The sequence below is a fragment of the Rhizobium sp. BK008 genome, assembly GCF_014197345.1.
Classification (GTDB): Bacteria; Pseudomonadota; Alphaproteobacteria; order Rhizobiales; family Rhizobiaceae; genus Rhizobium; species Rhizobium anhuiense.
In genome coordinates this window covers 353,682-371,084 of sequence record NZ_JACIFK010000002.1, presented here as the reverse complement: position 1 = coordinate 371,084, position 17,403 = coordinate 353,682, and the positions used below count along the sequence as shown (strand labels likewise).

18 protein-coding genes are annotated in these 17,403 nt (G+C 62.3%); 5 read left to right on the top strand and 13 right to left on the bottom strand.

Translation table 11 applies throughout. The annotated features are described in order from the left end of the window. Nucleotides 1-244 precede the first annotated feature (244 nt). Entirely contained in the window at nt 245-1,582 is a 1,338-nt protein-coding gene (locus tag FHT69_RS13245; RefSeq protein WP_028755869.1) for a nucleotide sugar dehydrogenase, read from the top strand. Here FHT69_RS13245 and FHT69_RS13240 read toward each other — a convergent pair. Next, complete coding sequence (locus FHT69_RS13240) at nt 1,572-2,747, bottom strand: DUF3095 domain-containing protein (RefSeq protein ID WP_028755870.1); 1,176 nt, start codon at nt 2,745-2,747, stop codon at nt 1,572-1,574. The two genes, FHT69_RS13245 and FHT69_RS13240, sit on opposite strands and share 11 nt — an antisense overlap. A gap of 123 nt (nt 2,748-2,870) precedes the next feature. On the opposite strand from FHT69_RS13240, the gene FHT69_RS13235 reads away from it, so the two are divergent. Next, nucleotides 2,871-3,350 (top strand): class I SAM-dependent methyltransferase, encoded by a 480-nt coding sequence (locus tag FHT69_RS13235; protein ID WP_028755871.1) that lies wholly within the window; start codon nt 2,871-2,873, stop codon nt 3,348-3,350. A gap of 7 nt (nt 3,351-3,357) precedes the next feature. On the opposite strand, the gene FHT69_RS13230 is transcribed toward FHT69_RS13235, so the two are convergent. Next, nucleotides 3,358-3,813: an Rrf2 family transcriptional regulator gene (locus tag FHT69_RS13230; protein ID WP_028755872.1), complete on the bottom strand. Its 456-nt coding sequence runs from the start codon at nt 3,811-3,813 to the stop codon at nt 3,358-3,360. Between the two features lie 132 nt (nt 3,814-3,945). Here FHT69_RS13230 and FHT69_RS13225 point away from each other — a divergent pair, with 132 nt between their 5' ends. Then, complete coding sequence (locus FHT69_RS13225; RefSeq protein WP_028755873.1) at nt 3,946-4,851, top strand: NAD(P)/FAD-dependent oxidoreductase; 906 nt, start codon at nt 3,946-3,948, stop codon at nt 4,849-4,851. Nucleotides 4,852-5,152: 301 nt separating this feature from the next. Here the strand turns inward: FHT69_RS13225 and FHT69_RS13220 are convergent, their stop codons facing one another. From FHT69_RS13220 to FHT69_RS13210, 3 genes are all read right to left on the bottom strand, one after another. Next, nucleotides 5,153-6,217 (bottom strand): acyltransferase family protein, encoded by a 1,065-nt coding sequence (locus tag FHT69_RS13220; protein ID WP_028755874.1) that lies wholly within the window; start codon nt 6,215-6,217, stop codon nt 5,153-5,155. A 172-nt stretch (nt 6,218-6,389) separates the two neighbouring features. Next, the gene (locus FHT69_RS13215; protein WP_028755875.1) at nt 6,390-7,268 is read right to left on the bottom strand and encodes an FkbM family methyltransferase; all 879 of its coding nucleotides are present in this window, start codon (nt 7,266-7,268) and stop codon (nt 6,390-6,392) included. After that, on the bottom strand, nt 7,268-8,986 hold the full coding sequence (locus FHT69_RS13210) for an adenylate/guanylate cyclase domain-containing protein (protein WP_097543508.1): 1,719 nt from the start codon (nt 8,984-8,986) through the stop codon (nt 7,268-7,270). Before FHT69_RS13210 ends, FHT69_RS13215 begins: the two co-directional genes overlap by 1 nt. Nucleotides 8,987-9,167: 181 nt before the next feature. Between FHT69_RS13210 and FHT69_RS13205 the strand changes: the two genes are divergently transcribed. Then, nucleotides 9,168-10,259 (top strand): glycosyltransferase family 4 protein, encoded by a 1,092-nt coding sequence (locus FHT69_RS13205; protein ID WP_028756266.1) that lies wholly within the window; start codon nt 9,168-9,170, stop codon nt 10,257-10,259. Next, nucleotides 10,256-11,017: a polysaccharide deacetylase family protein gene (locus FHT69_RS13200; protein ID WP_028756265.1), complete on the top strand. Its 762-nt coding sequence runs from the start codon at nt 10,256-10,258 to the stop codon at nt 11,015-11,017. The genes FHT69_RS13205 and FHT69_RS13200 overlap by 4 nt, the downstream gene beginning before the upstream one ends. A 41-nt stretch (nt 11,018-11,058) precedes the next feature. Here FHT69_RS13200 and FHT69_RS13195 read toward each other — a convergent pair whose 3' ends face one another. From FHT69_RS13195 to pcaD, 8 genes are all read right to left on the bottom strand, one after another. Then, nucleotides 11,059-11,928 (bottom strand): alpha/beta fold hydrolase, encoded by an 870-nt coding sequence (locus tag FHT69_RS13195; protein ID WP_028756264.1) that lies wholly within the window; start codon nt 11,926-11,928, stop codon nt 11,059-11,061. Nucleotides 11,929-11,951: 23 nt separating this feature from the next. Next, entirely contained in the window at nt 11,952-12,326 is a 375-nt protein-coding gene (locus FHT69_RS13190) for a GFA family protein (protein WP_028756263.1), read from the bottom strand. A gap of 86 nt (nt 12,327-12,412) precedes the next feature. Next, the gene (locus FHT69_RS13185; protein WP_028756262.1) at nt 12,413-13,243 is read right to left on the bottom strand and encodes an MBL fold metallo-hydrolase; all 831 of its coding nucleotides are present in this window, start codon (nt 13,241-13,243) and stop codon (nt 12,413-12,415) included. Between the two features lie 326 nt (nt 13,244-13,569). Next, nucleotides 13,570-14,616, bottom strand: coding sequence for a 3-carboxy-cis,cis-muconate cycloisomerase (locus tag FHT69_RS13180; RefSeq protein ID WP_183905458.1), 1,047 nt, complete (start codon nt 14,614-14,616; stop codon nt 13,570-13,572). A gap of 197 nt (nt 14,617-14,813) precedes the next feature. Next, entirely contained in the window at nt 14,814-15,425 is a 612-nt protein-coding gene (gene pcaG / locus FHT69_RS13175) for a protocatechuate 3,4-dioxygenase subunit alpha (RefSeq protein ID WP_028756260.1), read from the bottom strand. Nucleotides 15,426-15,427: 2 nt separating this feature from the next. Then, nucleotides 15,428-16,177, bottom strand: a complete 750-nt coding sequence (gene pcaH / locus FHT69_RS13170; RefSeq protein ID WP_028757480.1) for a protocatechuate 3,4-dioxygenase subunit beta — start codon at nt 16,175-16,177, stop codon at nt 15,428-15,430. 9 nt (nt 16,178-16,186) lie between these two features. Beyond that, nucleotides 16,187-16,591, bottom strand: coding sequence for a 4-carboxymuconolactone decarboxylase (gene pcaC, locus FHT69_RS13165; RefSeq protein ID WP_028757479.1), 405 nt, complete (start codon nt 16,589-16,591; stop codon nt 16,187-16,189). Beyond that, nucleotides 16,588-17,397: a 3-oxoadipate enol-lactonase gene (gene pcaD / locus FHT69_RS13160; RefSeq protein WP_183905457.1), complete on the bottom strand. Its 810-nt coding sequence runs from the start codon at nt 17,395-17,397 to the stop codon at nt 16,588-16,590. Before pcaD ends, pcaC begins: the two co-directional genes overlap by 4 nt. Nucleotides 17,398-17,403: the final 6 nt, after the last annotated feature.

Genomic DNA, 17,403 nt, shown 5'->3' with positions numbered 1-17,403 from the left:
GTGCGAAACAATGGGATCTGGAATTTTTTGTGCGCTCAAGTTGCAGCGAAGGGGCTGGGCGAGTCATTTCGGCCACACCCTGCTGCGACGGTGAGTAACGGCAGCGGGGTGAGGGAGGTAGCCATGGGGGCAAAACGGACAGCAGCATCGCCAGCGATAAGAGGAAGATCCGCCGCCCGGGTTTAATTTGCCCTGATCATGCATTAGATCAGCGTCTTGAATTTCCCGTTTGAAAGATCCCGCCTTGGCCATCTCCCCCTTCGATATGCTTTTGCAGAAGATCGAAACCCGCACCGCCCGCGCCGGCATTATCGGGCTCGGTTATGTCGGCCTGCCGCTGGCGATCGCGGTGGCGCGCAGCGGCTTTGCCGTCACCGGCTTCGACATCGATCCCGGCAAGATGGTGGCGCTCGATGCCCGCCGCTCCTATATCGACGCGGTCAGCGACGAGGCACTGTCCGCCGAGATCGATGCGGACCGATTCAAGGCGACCACCGATTTCGCCGGCCTTGTCGATTGCGACGTCATCATCATCTGCGTGCCGACGCCGCTGACGAAGCATCGCGATCCCGACCTCTCCTTCGTCGAGGCGACGTCGCGCTCGATCGCCGCGCATCTGCGCCCCGGTCAACTCGTCGTGCTGGAATCGACCACCTATCCCGGCACGACCGATGACGTGGTAAAGGTCATTCTCGAAAGGGCCGGCCTGAAATCCGGCTCGGACTTCTTCGTCGGCTTCTCGCCGGAGCGCGAGGATCCCGGCAATCAGCATTATCATACCGCCACCATCCCGAAGGTAGTCGCCGGCGACGGGGCCGAGGCGCTGGCGCTGATGAAGGCCTTCTACGGTGCGGCGGTGTCGACCGTCGTTCCGGTCTCCTCGAATGCGACGGCCGAGGCCGTGAAGCTCACCGAGAACATCTTCCGGTCGGTCAACATCGCCCTCGTCAACGAGCTGAAGACCGTCTATGCGGCCATGGGCATCGACGTCTGGGAAGTGATCGACGCGGCCAAGACCAAGCCCTTCGGCTATATGCCCTTCTATCCCGGCCCCGGCCTTGGCGGCCATTGCATCCCGATCGACCCCTTTTATCTCACCTGGAAATCGCGCGAATACGAGCTGCCGACCCGCTTCATCGAGCTGGCCGGCGAGATCAATTCGGCAATGCCGCGTTATGTCGTCGGCAAGCTTGCTGAAGCGCTCGACATCCGCGCCGGCAAGGCGCTGAGCCGCAGCCGGGTGCTGGTGCTCGGGCTCGCCTACAAGAAGAACGTCGCCGATATAAGAGAGAGCCCGTCGCTGCGGCTGATCGAGATCATCGAGGAGCGCGGCGGACGGGCGGATTACCACGATCCCTTCGTCGCCGAGATCCCGCCGACGCGCGAATACCAGGCGCTGAAGGGCCGCAGATCGGTGGCGCTGACCCCTGATGCTATCGCCGGCTACGATGCGGTGCTGGTCGCGACCGACCACGACCAAGTTGATTATGCGGCGCTGTCGAAAAGCGCGGCGCTGATCGTCGACACGCGCAACGTCTTCAACCGGCTCGGCCTCTCGGCCGGTCATGTCATCAAGGCGTGACGGAAACGCTTGAAAAAGACTTGCCGGTCATCTGGCTTGCGGCCACGGCATAACCGCCCGCCGCCCCGTCGATGAAATGCACATGGTCGCGTGAAATCGGCGTCGGCACGAAGCAGGTCATCAGCGCCGACGTCTGCCGATGCAGACCGTAGCGGGCAATGCCCTTGGCGCGAGCCCCTTCCAGCAGCGTCTCGATCCGTTTCAGATGTTCGGCATCGACGTCGACCGTCATCTTTAGCCCGTCGTCGAACTTGCGGAAATCGGAATTGCCGGCGACGTCGCGCTTGTAGCGGCGGGCGTCGAAGTTGCCGAGCGGAATGCCGAGCCTGTAGAACACGACCGTGATCGCGAGCTGCAGGAAGATGATGAGTTTCTGCCGCAGTCGCCGGCCTGCCGGCGCGGTGGCCTTGGCTTCGCGATTGATGCCGTGCAGCGAGAAGGCAAGGTTCGGGCCATCCGCCGGCACCGGATGGCTGTCCCGGTTCTGCTCGGTGGTAATGGCGACGATGCCGTTGACAAGATCGCGGAATTCTTCGCCCGGCCGGCCTTCGCCGGGAATCGCGATGATCGAGACGATCTCACCGTTGCGTGCGTCGATCGGGCTCCAGCGACAGGAGAGGCCGGTGAGATCCGGGCGCGTTCCGGCAGTTGCCCGCTCAACGCCGTAACGGCCGAGCTTCATCTGTCTTTCGGCCCAGCTGGTGCCGCCGCCCCAGAACATCGCGTAGGTCACGTAAGGACTTGCGGCGTAACGCGCGACGCGGACGTCGAGGCCCTCGGCGCGAGTGTCGGCGACCGGCACGATGGCGATGCGCAGCATCAGGTTCAGATCTTCCTCAACCCAGACCTGCACGGCGGCAAGTGCATCGCGCGCCGCCTTCTCCAGCGAGCCGGGCAGCGCGATCAGCGCGCCGTCGCCGCCGAAGACGAAGGGATAATCGCCCTTGCCGACGCCATTTAAGACCGCCGAAATGACGCTGGCGCCCGCCATGTTGACGTCCTTGTAACGGCCGCTGGCGATCGCCTGCGTCGAGCCGACGATGTCGGCCAGCGCCAGCACCCATCCGTCCGGCAGCGGCCGGTAGTTGGCGGCGTCGGTCACGCCCTCGAATTCGCTGAAGAGCGGCACTTCGGCAAAGAAATCTTCATCGGTCACTGTTTTCATATTATCGAGCTTAGCACAGACCCATGTTGCCACTGCAACGCCATTTCCCATTTACGGCAATCGACTTGGCGCGGTTTCATGTGTTAGCACGCCCACACGATTTTCATGACGGATACGGATTAGATGAGCCGCCTCGACAGCTTCATTCGCCGGTTGACGGCTCAACGCGACATTCTGAACTCGATCGTCGATCTGGTCGGGGAAATCGAAGGCCCGGTGCTGGAGTTCGGCCTCGGCAACGGCCGCACCTATGATCACCTGCGCGAAAACTTTCCCGGCCGGCGCATAGTCGCCTTCGACTGGGAGGTGCGCTCCTATTCGGCCTCGACACCGGAGGCCGAAGACATGGTGACCGGCAACATCCGCGAATCCGGCCAGGCCTTTGTCGGCATCGGCGCAGCCCTTGCCCATGCCGATATCGGAACCGGCCATGACGAGATCGACGCCGTGACGCTGACCTGGCTGCCGCAACTGATGGCCGGCGTGCTCGCCCAAAACGGCATCGCCGTCAGCGGCCTGCCGCTGGAGCATCCCGAGCTGGTGGCGCTGCCGCTGCCGGAGGGGATTAAGGAAGGGCGGTATTTTCTCTATCGCAGGACATGATCTCCGCTCATGAAGCGCAGGAATAGGATGCGGCAGAGCGGGCAGTGAGTTTTTCCTCGAAGTCGGCAGCGATTTCGTCCAGCGTCACGCTGCCCAGCCGCTGCAGGAGCAGGGACTGGGCTTCCTTCATCGCGTCGCCGAGGGCGATATTCACGGCCTGTTCCACCAGGCATTGCGGCTGATCGTCGGCTGGGCCGATGGCGAAAAGATGCGGCTCGCCGATGGCGCGGTAGACGTCGAGCAGGGTGATTTCCGATAAGGGACGCACCAGCGTCCAGCCGCCGCCATGGCCCTTTTCGGAGCGGACGTAGCCCTGTTCGCGAAGGCCGGCCATAGTGCGGCGCACGACCACAGGATTGGTGTTCAGCATTTTGGCAATCATTTCGGAGGTCGCCGAGTGCTGGTGCCTATCCATGTGGATCAGCACGTGCAGCATGCGTGAAAGGCGGCTGTCATTGCGCATGGTTTTCTTCCTGTCGATCGGACGGGGCATTATCGCAAGTCAATCGTAACAAGACAAGTGACGTGATGCTTGACCGTGCCTCTTCATGTAACTTATGATGATTCATGATCGGTTGAGCCCAAGGAGAGTTCCATGTCCTACGAAGTCATCATCATCGGCGGAAATTTTGCCGGCCTGTCGGCAGCCATGCAGCTTGCCAGGGCACGGCGGCGCGTGCTGCTCGTCGACGCCGGCGCGCCGCGTAACCGGTTTTCTGAAGCATCGCATGGTTTCCTCGGACAGGACGGCCAGACGCCGGCAGCGATCATGCGGGAGGGAAAACGGCAGCTTTCACTCTATGCGACCATCACCATCCGCGATGGGAAAGTCGTCCAGGCACAGAGGGATGGTGACGCGTTCACCGTCGGCACCGAAGACGGCGGCGAAGAACGAGCCGCGCGCATCGTGCTCGCAACCGGCGTCAGCGACACGCTGCCCGAGATCCCCGGACTGCGGGATCGGTGGGGCCGCTCCGCGCTGCACTGCCCCTATTGCCACGGTTATGAGGTCAGCGGCGGCAAGCTCGGCGTTCTCGCAAACCATCCGCATTCGGCCCATTCGGCCATGATGATTCCCGACTGGGGAGTAACGACCTTTTTCACCCAGGCGCTGTTTGAGCCCGACGAAGAGCAACTGGTGCGGCTGACTGCCCGGGGTGTCCGGATCGAACGCAGCCCCATCGTGGAATTGTTGGGCGACAATCCGAAGCTTGAGGCGGTTCGCCTCGCCGATGGCCGCGTCGTGCCGCTGGACGCGGTGTTCGTCGCGCCGAAAACGACGATGGCGAGCCCGATTGCCGAACAGCTCGGCTGCGCCTTCGACGACGGCCCGTTCGGACCCATCATCCGGATCGCCGATAACAAGGAAACCACCGTCAAGGGTGTCTTTGCCGCCGGCGATGCGGCAAGCGCCATGCACAATGCCACCCTCGCCTCCGCCTCAGGCGTGCTCGCCGGCGTGCACTGCCATCAATCGCTTGTCACGCAGTCGGTCGCATAAGGCAACGGTCAGGGTCCTTCACGTCCACCTCGCAATTCCCGAAGTGAACATCTCAACGCGTTAGACGCCGATCTACCCGAAGGATTCGGATTCCCTGACCCGGTCGGACAGGCCGCTTGTGGGTTGACGGCGCCGACACCGGAGGGCCCGATCAAAGACCGCGACCTAAAGCAGATCATCGAGGGCCTTCCCTTCTTGACTGCGTGTCGACAAAGACCTGCGTCTCGTGTCATTTGACCACTGTTGATCGGCGGTGAGGGCGAGCTCCGTCGGCCGGTTTGATGGGGATCGATCCATTGGCTCATGCGGTGATCTTGGCCTGCGCGGCCTTCTGGCGATCGGCCCCCCATTTCTGGATCGGCCGTTCCATGAATTTCCAGCTTAGCGCAGAAAAGGCGATTGTCGGGATCGCAACGACGACCAGTTCGATGATCCCCCGCTTCAGCGGATAATCGAACACTTGCCACATAATATGCATCATCAGCCAAAGCATCGGAAAGTGGTAAAGATAACATCCGTAACTAATGCGGCCGAGATAGGCCAAGGGCCGGGCTCCAAGAATGCGATTGAGAATCGGGCTTGTCCCTGAGGCCGTTATGGCAATCAGGATTGCCATTGGCAGCAGCGGAAGAATTTGTAGAAGAAAATCGACGACCACTAGGAACGGTGGACGGCCATCTGTCTCAACGAGTTGCAGGGCACTCCACAGCGCCGCCGGCAGGAGTGCCGCAATGAGGCGAGTTCGGAGCGTGCGTGCCAGCACGCCCGAATAAAAGAAGGTCAACGCCCCCATGCCGAATGCATCAAGCGAGAAGGGAGACCATAAGACCACGTTGTCGGGGTAATAGCCGGCGACATAGCACCCGAGCCAGAATGCCAGCGCAATGGCGATGGCACCTGCGGCTGCCAGCGCCACCGATCTGTTTGCGCAGTTGAGGACAACTAGGGGCCAAATGAGATAAAACTGCCATTCGACGGACAGGGTCCAGGTATGGGCAAGCACCCACGGGTTCCAATTCATGGCCATCGCGAACCAGACGTTTGACAAAAAGGCGAGATGATAAAAAAGCCCATCCCGGATCGTGACGAGTCCGATCGCGGCAAGGGCCAGGACCATGGCGTAATAGGTCGGCAGGAGCCTGAGCGCCCTTCGCGCGTAGAATGATCGCAGCGCCGCAAATGTGAACCCCTCGGCGTCGCGCAACGCGACCAGTTTGCCGGTAATCAGGAAGGCACTCAAAATGAAGAACGTTCGCACCGCCAGATCGCCGAGCAAGGAATTTTCGTCGACGAAATGCGTATAGAACACTCCAAGAATGGCAAAAGCCCTGATGCCATCAAGGCCTCGTATCCGATCCGCCTCCATTCCCCACCCGTTCCTTCGCCCGATGGTCATATTCCGCCATGCCCCGGCGGGGCGCAAGAGGACGAAGATCTAGGTAGGTCGCGCAAAAGTGTGCAGCGGTTTCGCGATCATATCATGCGCAAAATCGGCGTTCTAAAGCGCGGTTAGAGACTCTGAAAGATTGCGACCCACTTTAGGGCAGGAACAGCACATTGTACTGATCGAACTCGCCCGGCAGATCACGCACCTTCATCTCCTCCTCACGGTCCTCGAAGAGGACGAGGCAATCCTCGTAGAATCCCGACAGCATTGATACGAAGGCTTTCGTTCCTTCCGGGCCGTAGAAGAGCGGCGTGAACTCCATGTAGAGCGGAATGCGGCGGGCAAGCAGCGGTTGCATCGACCGGCAGGCGACCGGCTCGTAACCCTCGATATCCATCCAGACGAGGCCGATCGCGGCCGGGTCGATCGAAAGGCCGGCAAGGATCTCGGAAACCGGCTTTACCGGCACGCTGATCTTCTTGTCCGTCGGGCTCTGGCGGATGGCGCTGCTCTTGCCGTGATTGTTGAGGTTGAGAAAAAAGTCGATCTCGCCTTCGCTCTCGCCGGCGGCGCAATTGACGAGCCGGACCTTCTCCTCCAGCCGGTTCTGGCGAATGTTGAGGGCAAGCAGCGGGAAATTGCGCGGGTCGGGCTCGATGCTGACGATCCGGGCGTAAGTGCCGCTCAACGCGAAATAGACGGTCTGGGTGCCGATGTTGCCGCCGATCTCCAGCAGCGTCGCATCCTTTCTGAGCAGGCCGCGCTCGCGCAGGATGACGATGAGCCGGTCGACGGCCTCGCGCTCGAAATGGCCCTTCCGGAAGACCTTGCGGCCGATATAGTCGGCGGGCGAGAAGGTCATCCGATGGTCGCCGGCGTCGACCGTCATCGAGACCACGCGCGGGCCGATATTCTCGATCAGCAGGCGACGGCCGAAGCGGGTGTCGAAGAAGCGCGAAGCGGCGGCATTGCGCGCCTTGCGCAGGCGACGGCTCCAATATTTGGCGGTCAGCCAGGGCTTGCCGGGCATCAGTCTTTTCCTTCGAGCGGTTCTGCCGCTTTCTCTCTCGGAATGACGTAGACTTTCAAGGGCAAGGCCCGGCCGCGCACGCTGATTTCACGGCTTTCGATGCCGGCGAGATCAGCACCCGAAAGGTTCGCCACCGGCTCGGAGATGACGATTGCCGCTTCGAATTCCTTGGCGGCGGTCTCGAGCCGGCTCGCCACATTCACGGTATCGCCGATCGCCGTCATGCTGCGCACCCGCCCATATCCCATCGTGCCGACGACGGCCGGGCCGGTGTGAATGCCGATGGCGATGCGCAGCGGCAGCGCCAGTTCGTCGGCGAGCTCTGCGGCGAGCTTCTCGATCTCGGCGACGATCGCTGCTGCTGCGTGGAGCGCCTGGCGGCAGGCTTCCTCCGGCGCGGTGTTGAGGCCGAAGAGCGCCATGGCGCCGTCGCCGATGAACTTGTCCAGCCGTCCGCCCGCCTGCTCCACCGCCTTGCCGATGATGGCGAAATAGCGGTTCAGCAGGAAGACGACGTCGAAGGGCAGGCGGGTTTCCGTCAGCGTGGTGAAATGGCGGATATCGACGAACAGCACGGCGATCTCGCGCTCGCGGCCGGGGCTCGTCTCCTGACTGTTTGCGGGAAGAGCGGCCTCGGTCGCCGGCACGAGAAGCGGCGCAACCGCGACGTTGTGGTTCGGACGAAGCTGGCAGGCGAGCCGGACATCCGGGCCGGCATTGATGCGCCTCAATGTCGTCTGTTCCATCTTGTCGGGGGCCGGCAGGCTGTCGTAATCGCCAAGGATCTGCACCCGGCAGGTGGAGCACTGCCCCTTGCCGCCGCAGACGGCATAATGCGGCAGGCCGCCGAGCCGGCTTGCTTCCAGCACCGAGAAGCCGCGAGGTACGCGAATCACCTCGCCGCCCGGATAGTTCACGGCGACCTGGTCAAGCCGCTCCTTCAATTTGCGCCGGGCGCGGGCGATGACGACGATCAGCAGCGAGGCCGAGAAGGCGCCGTAGAGCCCGGCACGGATCATGGCGACCTGACGGTGAACTTCCGGGTTTGAGATGTAACGGGTATTGACGCCCTCCTTGTAAGCGCTGATCGTCATTGCCTGCTGGTAGGAGGGATCGGCGAGCGTTCGGCCCATTTCGACGAAGCCGAGCAACGAAAGCACCGGCACGAGGATCGCAAGCGCCAACAGGAGGGGCGCAAAATCCGGATACCAGGGCCGATAGCGCAGCCAGAAATGGATGCCGATGCAGCCATGGATCCAGACGGCGACGACAGCGAAGCCCTGCCGCAATCCGTTCGCCGGATTCCTGATCCAGAGCATGCTGACGACCGCCTCATAGTCATCAATGTAGCCGTAGAACTCGTGGGCGATACGCGTGCCGATGACATGATCGAGGAGCAGCAGCGGGATCATCAAGCCGAGCACGATCTGCGCCATTTCCCCCTTCGGCATCACGAGGCTGCGTCTGACATAGATGGCGCGCAGCACCAGCGCGATATGGATGAGGACCGCCGAATAGAAGATGGTCGTCCCCAGAGGATTGCGCCAGATCATCAGGAAAAGATGGGCGGCTTTATCGGCGGCGGAGACCGAAATCAGGCCGATCGCATGGTTTGACAAATGCAGCAGGACGAAGATGAAAATGACGAGGCCGGAACCGAGCCTCGCCCTTCTGATCGCACGCTCCGAAAAAATCCCTGTGGCCGAGACCGTCGTCATTCATTCCCGTTCTTGTCGATGTAACCGCAGGCCCATAGAGATTGAGAAAGAGGCGGAATTGCTTCGATCGCGATCACATTCCATATGCTTATGCGCAAGTTTTAATGAAGGGGACAATAGCGGAATTTTTCGTGATAGCACGAGTGCCGGTTGTAAACTGTCTGTCTTATGTGAGGTGTCAATGCGGGTGGCTTTCTACGCGCCGATGAAATCGCCGAACCATCCGGTGCCGTCAGGCGACCGGCTGATGGCACGGCTGTTGATCCGGACGCTGGAACTTGCCGGACACGAGGTCGAGGTCGCTTCCGAATTCCGCGCCTATGCCTCGACACCGGAAGCCGCAGCGGAGCTCGAACCCGCCGTCCACACCGAACTGGAGCGGCTGCGGTTGGCATGGAAATCCGCGCCGCGGCCGGATCTCTGGTTCTGTTACCACCCCTATTACAAATCGCCCGATCCCTTCGGGCCTGTCCTCTCTGCCGAATTCGTCATTCCCTATGTCACTGCCGAAGCCACCTATGCGGCAAAACGCAACGCGAGCGGCTGGGCCGCGTCGCAGACGTGCGTGGGCGCGGCGATCATGCAGGCGGCGGTCAATATCAGCTTCACCGAGCGTGACCAGGCAGGACTTGCGGCCGCTTTTCCGCAGGCGCGCCTTGCCCGTCTGAAACCCTTCATCGATACGACGCTGTTTGAAACGATTTCGCCGGAGCCCGATCGGCGCCGGCTGATGACGGTCGCGATGATGCGGGCCGGCGACAAGATGGACAGTTATGCGATGCTCGCAAAAGCATTGCGGCTGATCGAAGACCGGCCCTGGACGCTTGCCGTCATCGGCGATGGTCCGATGCGCCACGAGGTGCAGGCGCTGTTTGCCGATCTTCCCGGCCGCGTCGAATGGCTGGGCGAGCGGAATGCCGTCGAGATCGCCGAGTTGCTCGGACACGGCGGCCTCTATGTCTGGCCCGGCTGCGGCGAGGCCTATGGCCTTGCCTATCTGGAAGCCCAGGCCGCCGGCCTGCCTATCGTCGCGCAAGAAACGGCGGGCGTGCCGGCGGTGGTCGAGGCTGGCGTGACCGGCCTGCTGACAGCGGATGGCGATGTCGTGGCCTATGCTGGCGCCGTGGCCGCCCTGCTTGACGACAGGCAAAGGCGCGACGCCATGGGGCAGGCGGCACGGCGCTTCGTGCCTGGGGAGCGCTCGCTTCCCAACGCGGCGCGAGTGTTGAACGGAATTTTGCAGGACAATCTGGGAATGGGAGCGACGGCATGACCGACAAAATGGCCTGGGAGCCTGTGCGGCGCGAGCTTGACCGCTGGCAGGCGGCCGGCCGCGTGGCGCGGTTCTGGCTGCGGGATGACGATGCCGTCGAACCGACGCCGGCACTGGAGACGCTGACGGCGCTCGCGGGCGAAAGCAACGTTCCGCTGACGCTCGCGGTTATTCCCGCCCTGACCGGCGGGGCCTTGGCCGCGCGCCTAGGGGAGGAAACAGCCATCACGGTTGCGGTGCATGGCTGGTCTCATACGAACCATGCGGGGCCGGAAAAAAAGAAGCAGGAACTCGGCGGCGAACGCCCGGCGGATGTCGTGCTCGGCGAGTTGCGTGAAGGTTTCCGGCTGTTGCAGCTGTTGCATCCGGCCCGCTTCCTGCCGATGCTGGTGCCGCCTTGGAACCGGATCGACGCTAGTCTTATCCCGGCGCTGCCGGGCCTCGGATTTACCGCCCTTTCGGTTTATGGGCGGGCAAGGCAGGATGGCCCGGTGCCGCTGCTCAACACCCATGTCGATATCATCGACTGGCACGGCACGCGCGGCGGACGGGGCGAGGCGGAATTGGTGGCCGAACTGGTAGCGGAGCTCCGCGATCGGTTTGCCGGCAGCAAGGAACCTGTCGGCGTGCTCACTCACCATCTGGTGCACGATGCGGCCGCATGGGACTTCCTGTCGGCCTTGTTTGCAGTGACGGGCCGGCATCCGGCCGTCCGCTGGTCATCGGCGTCGGAGCTGCTTGAGCATGTCGCGCAATAGTGTGCCGCGGTTTTGCGATAACGACATGCGTAAAAACAAGATCAGGCGGCGTGAACGCGCCCGAGGAAGTCTCGCATGAGTGCGACGACGTCATCGAGATGCGTCTCGAGCAGCCAGTGGCCGCCGCCAAGCAGATGCAGTTCGGCATCCGGCAGATCGCGCAGATAGGCTCGCGCCGATTTTTCCGGCATGTAGTGGTCGTTGGGACCCCAGACGATCAAGGTCGCAGGCTGGTATTCCCGCAGGTATTTCCGGTGTTCCGGAAACCAGGCCCGGTTCTCCTTCAATCCGGCGATCAGGTCGATGGCGATTTCCTTGCGCCGCGGCGTGGTCAGCGACCAATGCAGTTTCCAGAGATCGGGCGGGATGGTACCGGCCAGAGCCGGCGACAGATCGTTGAGGAATTCATCCCTGAAGGTCTCCTCGCTGACCGCTTCCGCCAGCGCCTTCCTCATTTCCGAAATTGGAAGCGTCCACGTCGCCTCGATATCGGCATACTTGGGTCCGAGGGCATCCTCATAGGGGATGTCGCCATTCTGGATGATGAGCGCCACGATGCGCCGAGGCTCTTTGATTGCCAGCCGCGCGCCGATAGGCGACCCGAAATCGTGCAGGTAGAGGACGAAGCGGTCGATATTGACGGCGTCGATAAAGGCCTGCAGCCAGGCGGCATAACCATCGAAGCTGTAGTCGAAATCGTCAGGCGTGCCGCTATAGCCCGCGCCAGGGAAATCCGGTGCGATCAGGCGCCAGCGGTCGGCAAGGCGCGGCATGAGATTGCGAAATTCATAGGACGAGCAGGGGTAACCGTGCGGCAGCAGCAAGACCGGAGCATCCGGCCGACCGGCCTCGCGGTAAAAAGTCTCGATGCCTGCGACCGTGATCGTGCGATGCCGGACGAGAGCGGACATCGGGAAGCTTCCGACGCTGCCGCTCACTTTCGATCCCCTTCATGCTGCTCGGCGCCTTCCACCGGCCGCAGCCAGGGCTCGCGGCGCTTGATCCAGAGTTCGTAGCACGGCACAAGCGGCGTCGGGGCATCGGACAGGATACCGAGCTTGATTTCCGCCTCTTCGTCATCGGCGGAAAACAGCCGCGAACCACAGCCGGTGCAGAAATGGCGACCTCGGAACTCGGCGGTTTCCCCAGAATATTCGAATTGGCCGGCTGGCCAGATCCCGTAAAAGGTAAAGGCCGAACCGCTTTCTTTCCTGCAGTCGGTGCAATGACAGATCCCGACGCGCAAAGGTTCGCCGCGAACAGAGATCTGCACCTGCCCGCAAAGGCACTTTCCGGAAAACACGGTCATAGCTGGTCCCCGCGTAATGGTTTACCTGCCGGGAAACGGCCTGATCCAACATCTGTTCCGTCAGCAAGCTGAGGTTTCGCGGGTTGCTAGATCACCACGGTCTGATTGTCGCGGGCGGCAAAGGATTCGGGGAAGGCGGCCTGCGCCTGCGCTTCCATCTCAGCCAGCTGTTCGTCGGTGCGCGAGGGGGCGTGGTGGAAGAGCGCGAAGCGCTTGGCGCCCGCCATCTTCGCAAGCTCGGTGCCGTGCTGCCAGGTCGAATGGCCGAAGCCCTTGAAACGCTGCATCTCGTCTTCATTGTAGGTGCAGTCGTAGACGACGAGATCGGCGTCCTGCATCATCTCCAGTGAGACCGGATCATAAGCGCCCGGAATATGTTCGATGTCATAGACGAGAGCGATCGAACGGCCCTGCCATTCGACGCGGTAGCCGATGGCGCCGCCCGGATGGTTCAGCATGAAGGTCTTGATCGCGATGCCTTCGTGGGGGGTCAGAACCTGACCGGGATGGAAGTCGCGGAAGTTCATCGTCGCCTGACAGATGTCGGTCTTGACGGGAAACCAGGGCGGGCTGATGAACTGATCGACCATTTCCCGCGTGCTCATCTTGCCGTCGAGGTGGCCGGACCAGATGTTGACGTTGATCGAGGGGTAATAGATCGCCTTGAAGAAGGGCAGGCCGATGATGTGGTCATAGTGGCAGTGGCTGAAGAACAGGTCCACGTCGCTGACGCCGTCGGCGAGCAACGAAAGCCCCGCCTCGCGCAGGCCGGAGCCCGCGTCGAAGATCATCCGATGTTTTCCGCAGCGAATTTCGATGCAGGAAGTGTTACCGCCGTAGCGATCGAACTCGGGGCCCGACACTGGAATACTGCCACGGACGCCCCAAAATTTTACCTGAAACAGTTCTGTCGTCATCGTTCTTCAAACCGGCCTTCCCGCGTCGCCATCGTAGTCATTGTTTATCCCGATGCGAAGCAGTAGAATTCCACGGGTTTGCCTGCGCCCCCTTTCATTCTCCTAACCGCTAGCGGAAGAAGAAGTAGATTTTCCTAAGCAATCGGCTTTCGCTTCGGAAAGCAAGCCGGTTTGGTTGGTTTTCGGTAAACGGGCTGCTGGGGCGGGGCGTTTTCCGCAAGTCATGCCTATTAGATGGTTGCGCGCGATTGAAAAAACAATTGCTGCCTCCTCAGGCCCAGATCCACTGCATGCCTTTGTCAAGATCGTGGCACGCCAGCGCGGCGTCAGGCAGTTCCAAGCCTGTTGATATTTCCCATGAGGTCCGCGGCGAGACGCAACGAGGCGGCGGTTGCCATGGTCATTTGCGGCAGCAGCAGCCATTCGAGCGTCCAGGCAGCGCCTGAGCGTTCCTGCTCGTGGACGAGGGACTGGTGGATGCCCGAGAGAACAGTGGCATTGAAGCGGGCGAGCGAGATCAGGACTTCGGCGGAAATCGGGTTCTGCTTGTGCGCCATCGCCGACGAGGTGCCGCCGCCGGCAATTTCGATTTCGCCGCCGGCCTGGGCGAGCAGCGCGATATCCTGGCCTATCTTACCGAGGCTGCCCGATATCGACGCGAACAGGCCGGCGATATCGGCGATCGGCAGACGCCCGCTCTGCCATTGCGTTGCGTCGGTAAGGCCGAGCTCCTGGGCGAGCGAGGTGCGAACGGCTGCGGCCTGCGACCCGAGCTTATCAAGCGTGCCGGCCGCACCGCCGAACTGGACGGGAAAACTCTGCTCGGTCAGGCGGTCGCGATAGGTCGCAAGCGGCGTGCGCCAGGCTTCGAGGCGATCGGTGACGGTGATGGGGATCGCCGCCTGCATGCGGGTATGGCCCATCAGCCTGTTTTGGCCGAACTGGCCGTCGAGCGCATCGAGCCCCTTGAGGATGGCGGAAAGCCGGCCGGCAAACAGGAAGACGACGGCCTTGAGGCGGACCATCAGGCTGGTATCGATGACATCCTGGCTGGTGGCGCCGAGATGGAGACTCTTGGCTGCCTCCTCGCCGACAGCGGTGCGCAGCTGCTTGATGAGTTCGGGGATGACGACACCGTCCCTTGCCGTTGCCGATCGAAGGCTGGCCAGATCGGGCGAGAAGGCGGCGCAGATTTCGGTGATGCGCCTTGCTGCTTCGGCGGGGATGAGGCCATGGCCGGCTTCGGCCCTGGCGAGCGCGGCCTCGAAGGAGAGCATGGCGCGGATATCGGCCTCGGCGGAAAAATAGGAGGCGATTTCACCGTCGCCGAGCAGGCCGGAAAGGAAGGGGTGGTCGAAGGGCGATGCGGTCATGATTGTCTCGCTTTGCTGGCCCCTCATCCGGCTGCCGCCACCTTCTCCCTCTTGGGGGGACGGGACTGCGGTGGCGTCCGCGCTTTATGGGCAGGTAATCTCGCGTGGGCACGTCCCTCTCCCCTCGGGGAGAGGGTCCGGTGAGGGGGAGGCTACTTGCACAGGGCTGTCCGAACAAGCCACCGGCATGCCGACCCTCAGATATCGAGAAATACCGTTTCCTTGGGACCCTGCAGATGGATGTCGAAATGGCAGGTTGCGCCGTCGCGGGTGGCGACCATCGTTGCGACGCGCTCGCGATGTTCGATGCGGGACAGCAGCGGGTCGGCGGCGTTGGCCTCCGTCTCTTCCGGGAAATACATACGCGTATGCAGGCCGATATTGATGCCGCGGGCGACGATCCAGAAGGTGATGTGCGGGGCTTGTCTACGGCCGTCCTTGAAGGGGACACGGCCGGGCTTGACGGTCTCGAAGCTGTAGACGCCATCCTCGGCGCGGGTCGGGCAGCGGCCCCAGCCGGTGAAATTCGGATCGGCGGTTCCGCGCATTTCCGAAGGGCTGTTGTAGAGGCCGGCGCTGTCGGCCTGCCAGATCTCGATAACGGCATCGCGCACCAATGCGCCGGCGCCATCGAAGATTCGGCCGGTGACGGTGATGCGTTCGCCGAGCGTCTTGTCATTGACCATCTCGATGCCGAGATCGGTGTCGTAGACGCCCTTTATGTCGCAGAAATTCGGCGTCAGGCCGATATGGACATAGGGGCCTGCCGTCTGCGACGGGGTTTCCTTAAGATAGCCGAGCTGCTGCATGGTCAGTTGCCCTCCAGCCTGTTTTCGAACATCGTCGAGCGGCGGCCGCGCAGCACGATATCGAATTTATAGGCGCGTGAATCCATCGGGATCGTGTTGCCCCAGTCGAGCGGCGCGATCAGCTGCTCGATCGCCGCCTTGTCGGGGATCGTGCCGACGATCGGACATTTCCAGATCATCGGATCGCCCTCGAAATACATCTGGGTGATCAGGCGCTGGGCAAAGCCGTGGCCGAAGATCGAGAAATGGATATGGGCCGGCCGCCAATCATTGACGCCGTTCGGCCAGGGATAGGCGCCGGGGCGGACGGTGCGAAAAGAGTAACGGCCTTCCTCGTCGGTGATGGCGCGGCCGCAGCCGCCGAAATTCGGGTCGATCGCCGCAAGATAGGTTTCCTTCTTGTGGCGATAGCGGCCGCCGGCATTGGCCTGCCAGAACTCGACCAGGGCGCCGGCAACCGGCTTGGCACGCTCGTCGAGCACCCGGCCATGGACGATGATGCGTTCGCCGATAGCGCTTTCGCCGGGGCGCGCATAATTCAGGATCAGGTCGTTGTCGAGTTCGCCGATCATCGAATGGCCGAAGACCGGCCCGGTGGTTTCGGAAACCGTGCCGTCGAGCGACAGCAGCGCACGCTGCGGCGCGCGCAGCAGGGAGGTCTTGTAGCCGGGGGTCAGCGCCGGCGCATGCCAGGCACGGTCGCGGCCGAAGAAGGCGCCGGTCTCGGGTTTGCGATTTGCTCGTTCGGACATTTTTCCCCCTCAGGCCGCCTTGTCGGCGTCCATCTGTGCGAAGGTCTGCTTTGCGATCTTGATCGCGTGATTGGCGGCGGGAACGCCGGCATAGATCGCCACATGCAGCAGCGCCTCGCAGATATCCTCACGGGAGGCACCCGTATTGACGGTGGCGCGCACATGCATGGCGACCTCGTCGTCCTGGCCGAGCGCCGCGAGCAGAGCGATGGTGACGATCGAGCGTTCGCGCTTCGTCAGCGCCGGGCGCGACCAGACATGGCCCCAGGCGGCTTCGGTGATCAATTCCTGGAAGGGACGGTCGAACTCCGTCGATGCGGCGGCGGCTCGGTCGACATGGGCGTCGCCGAGCACGGTGCGGCGGGTCGCCATGCCTTGGCGATAGCGCTCGGAGGAGGACGCGGTTTCGTTCATGGGCTGTTTTCTCCAGGCGTAATGGATGTGAGGAAGGCGCGGATGACCGCCGTTAGCGCTTCCGGCTGCTCGACGCAGGGAATGTGCGCGCAATTGGGGATGACCTCATAACGCGCGTCGGGGATAAGCTTGGCGGTCGAGAGCACCAGATCGGGCGGCGTCGAGCCATCCTGGTCGCCGACGACGCAGATTGTCGGGACAGTGATCGTCTTTGCAGTTTCGGTAAAATCGGCGTCGCGGATCGCGGCGCAGGCAGCGACATAACCTTCGACCGGCTGACGCGTCAGCATGTTGCAATAGCCTGAATAGGCGGTGTTTTCGGGCCGGCGGAAGGCCGGCATGAACCAGCGCTCCATGATGGCGTCGACGATGCTGCCGATGCCGTTTTTCTCGACGGCGGCAATGCGGGCGTTCCAGCTCTCTGCTGTGCCGATCTTATGGGCGGTGTCGCACAGGATCAGGGCACTGACCAGGTCCGGCCGGCGCTGATAGAGCGACTGGGCGATGAGGCCGCCGACGGAGAGGCCGCAGATGACGGCCTTCTTGACCGACAAGAGATCGAGCAGGCCGGCGAGATCCGTCGCATGATCCGCAATCGATGAGGGGAGCTGGCCGACATCGGACAGGCCGTGGCCGCGCTTGTCGTAAAGCACGATGGGGAATTCGCCGGCAAGCCGCACCACGACGTCGCGCCAGATGCGGAAATCCGTCCCGAGCGAATTGGTAAAGACGATCACCGGCCTGTCGGCTGGTGCACCGATGACCTGATAATGGATCGTCACGTCGTTTATGCGGGCGAATTGCACGTCATT

What these genes read in the sequence shown, in the direction of transcription:
- FHT69_RS13230 (WP_028755872.1), bottom strand. Translation starts at nt 3,813, where the DNA reads ATGCGCAATGACAGCCGCCTTTCACGCATGCTGCACGTGCTGATCCAC.
- FHT69_RS13205 (WP_028756266.1), top strand. Translation starts at nt 9,168, where the DNA reads ATGCGGGTGGCTTTCTACGCGCCGATGAAATCGCCGAACCATCCGGTG.
- FHT69_RS13215 (WP_028755875.1), bottom strand. Translation starts at nt 7,268, where the DNA reads ATGCCCGGCAAGCCCTGGCTGACCGCCAAATATTGGAGCCGTCGCCTG.
- FHT69_RS13190 (WP_028756263.1), bottom strand. Translation starts at nt 12,326, where the DNA reads ATGACCGTGTTTTCCGGAAAGTGCCTTTGCGGGCAGGTGCAGATCTCT.
- FHT69_RS13195 (WP_028756264.1), bottom strand. Translation starts at nt 11,928, where the DNA reads ATGTCCGCTCTCGTCCGGCATCGCACGATCACGGTCGCAGGCATCGAG.
- FHT69_RS13225 (WP_028755873.1), top strand. Translation starts at nt 3,946, where the DNA reads ATGTCCTACGAAGTCATCATCATCGGCGGAAATTTTGCCGGCCTGTCG.
- FHT69_RS13200 (WP_028756265.1), top strand. Translation starts at nt 10,256, where the DNA reads ATGACCGACAAAATGGCCTGGGAGCCTGTGCGGCGCGAGCTTGACCGC.
- FHT69_RS13235 (WP_028755871.1), top strand. Translation starts at nt 2,871, where the DNA reads ATGAGCCGCCTCGACAGCTTCATTCGCCGGTTGACGGCTCAACGCGAC.
- FHT69_RS13180 (WP_183905458.1), bottom strand. Translation starts at nt 14,616, where the DNA reads ATGACCGCATCGCCCTTCGACCACCCCTTCCTTTCCGGCCTGCTCGGC.
- FHT69_RS13220 (WP_028755874.1), bottom strand. Translation starts at nt 6,217, where the DNA reads ATGGAGGCGGATCGGATACGAGGCCTTGATGGCATCAGGGCTTTTGCC.
- pcaH (WP_028757480.1), bottom strand. Translation starts at nt 16,177, where the DNA reads ATGTCCGAACGAGCAAATCGCAAACCCGAGACCGGCGCCTTCTTCGGC.
- FHT69_RS13210 (WP_097543508.1), bottom strand. Translation starts at nt 8,986, where the DNA reads ATGACGACGGTCTCGGCCACAGGGATTTTTTCGGAGCGTGCGATCAGA.
- FHT69_RS13240 (WP_028755870.1), bottom strand. Translation starts at nt 2,747, where the DNA reads ATGAAAACAGTGACCGATGAAGATTTCTTTGCCGAAGTGCCGCTCTTC.
- pcaC (WP_028757479.1), bottom strand. Translation starts at nt 16,591, where the DNA reads ATGAACGAAACCGCGTCCTCCTCCGAGCGCTATCGCCAAGGCATGGCG.
- pcaG (WP_028756260.1), bottom strand. Translation starts at nt 15,425, where the DNA reads ATGCAGCAGCTCGGCTATCTTAAGGAAACCCCGTCGCAGACGGCAGGC.
- FHT69_RS13185 (WP_028756262.1), bottom strand. Translation starts at nt 13,243, where the DNA reads ATGACGACAGAACTGTTTCAGGTAAAATTTTGGGGCGTCCGTGGCAGT.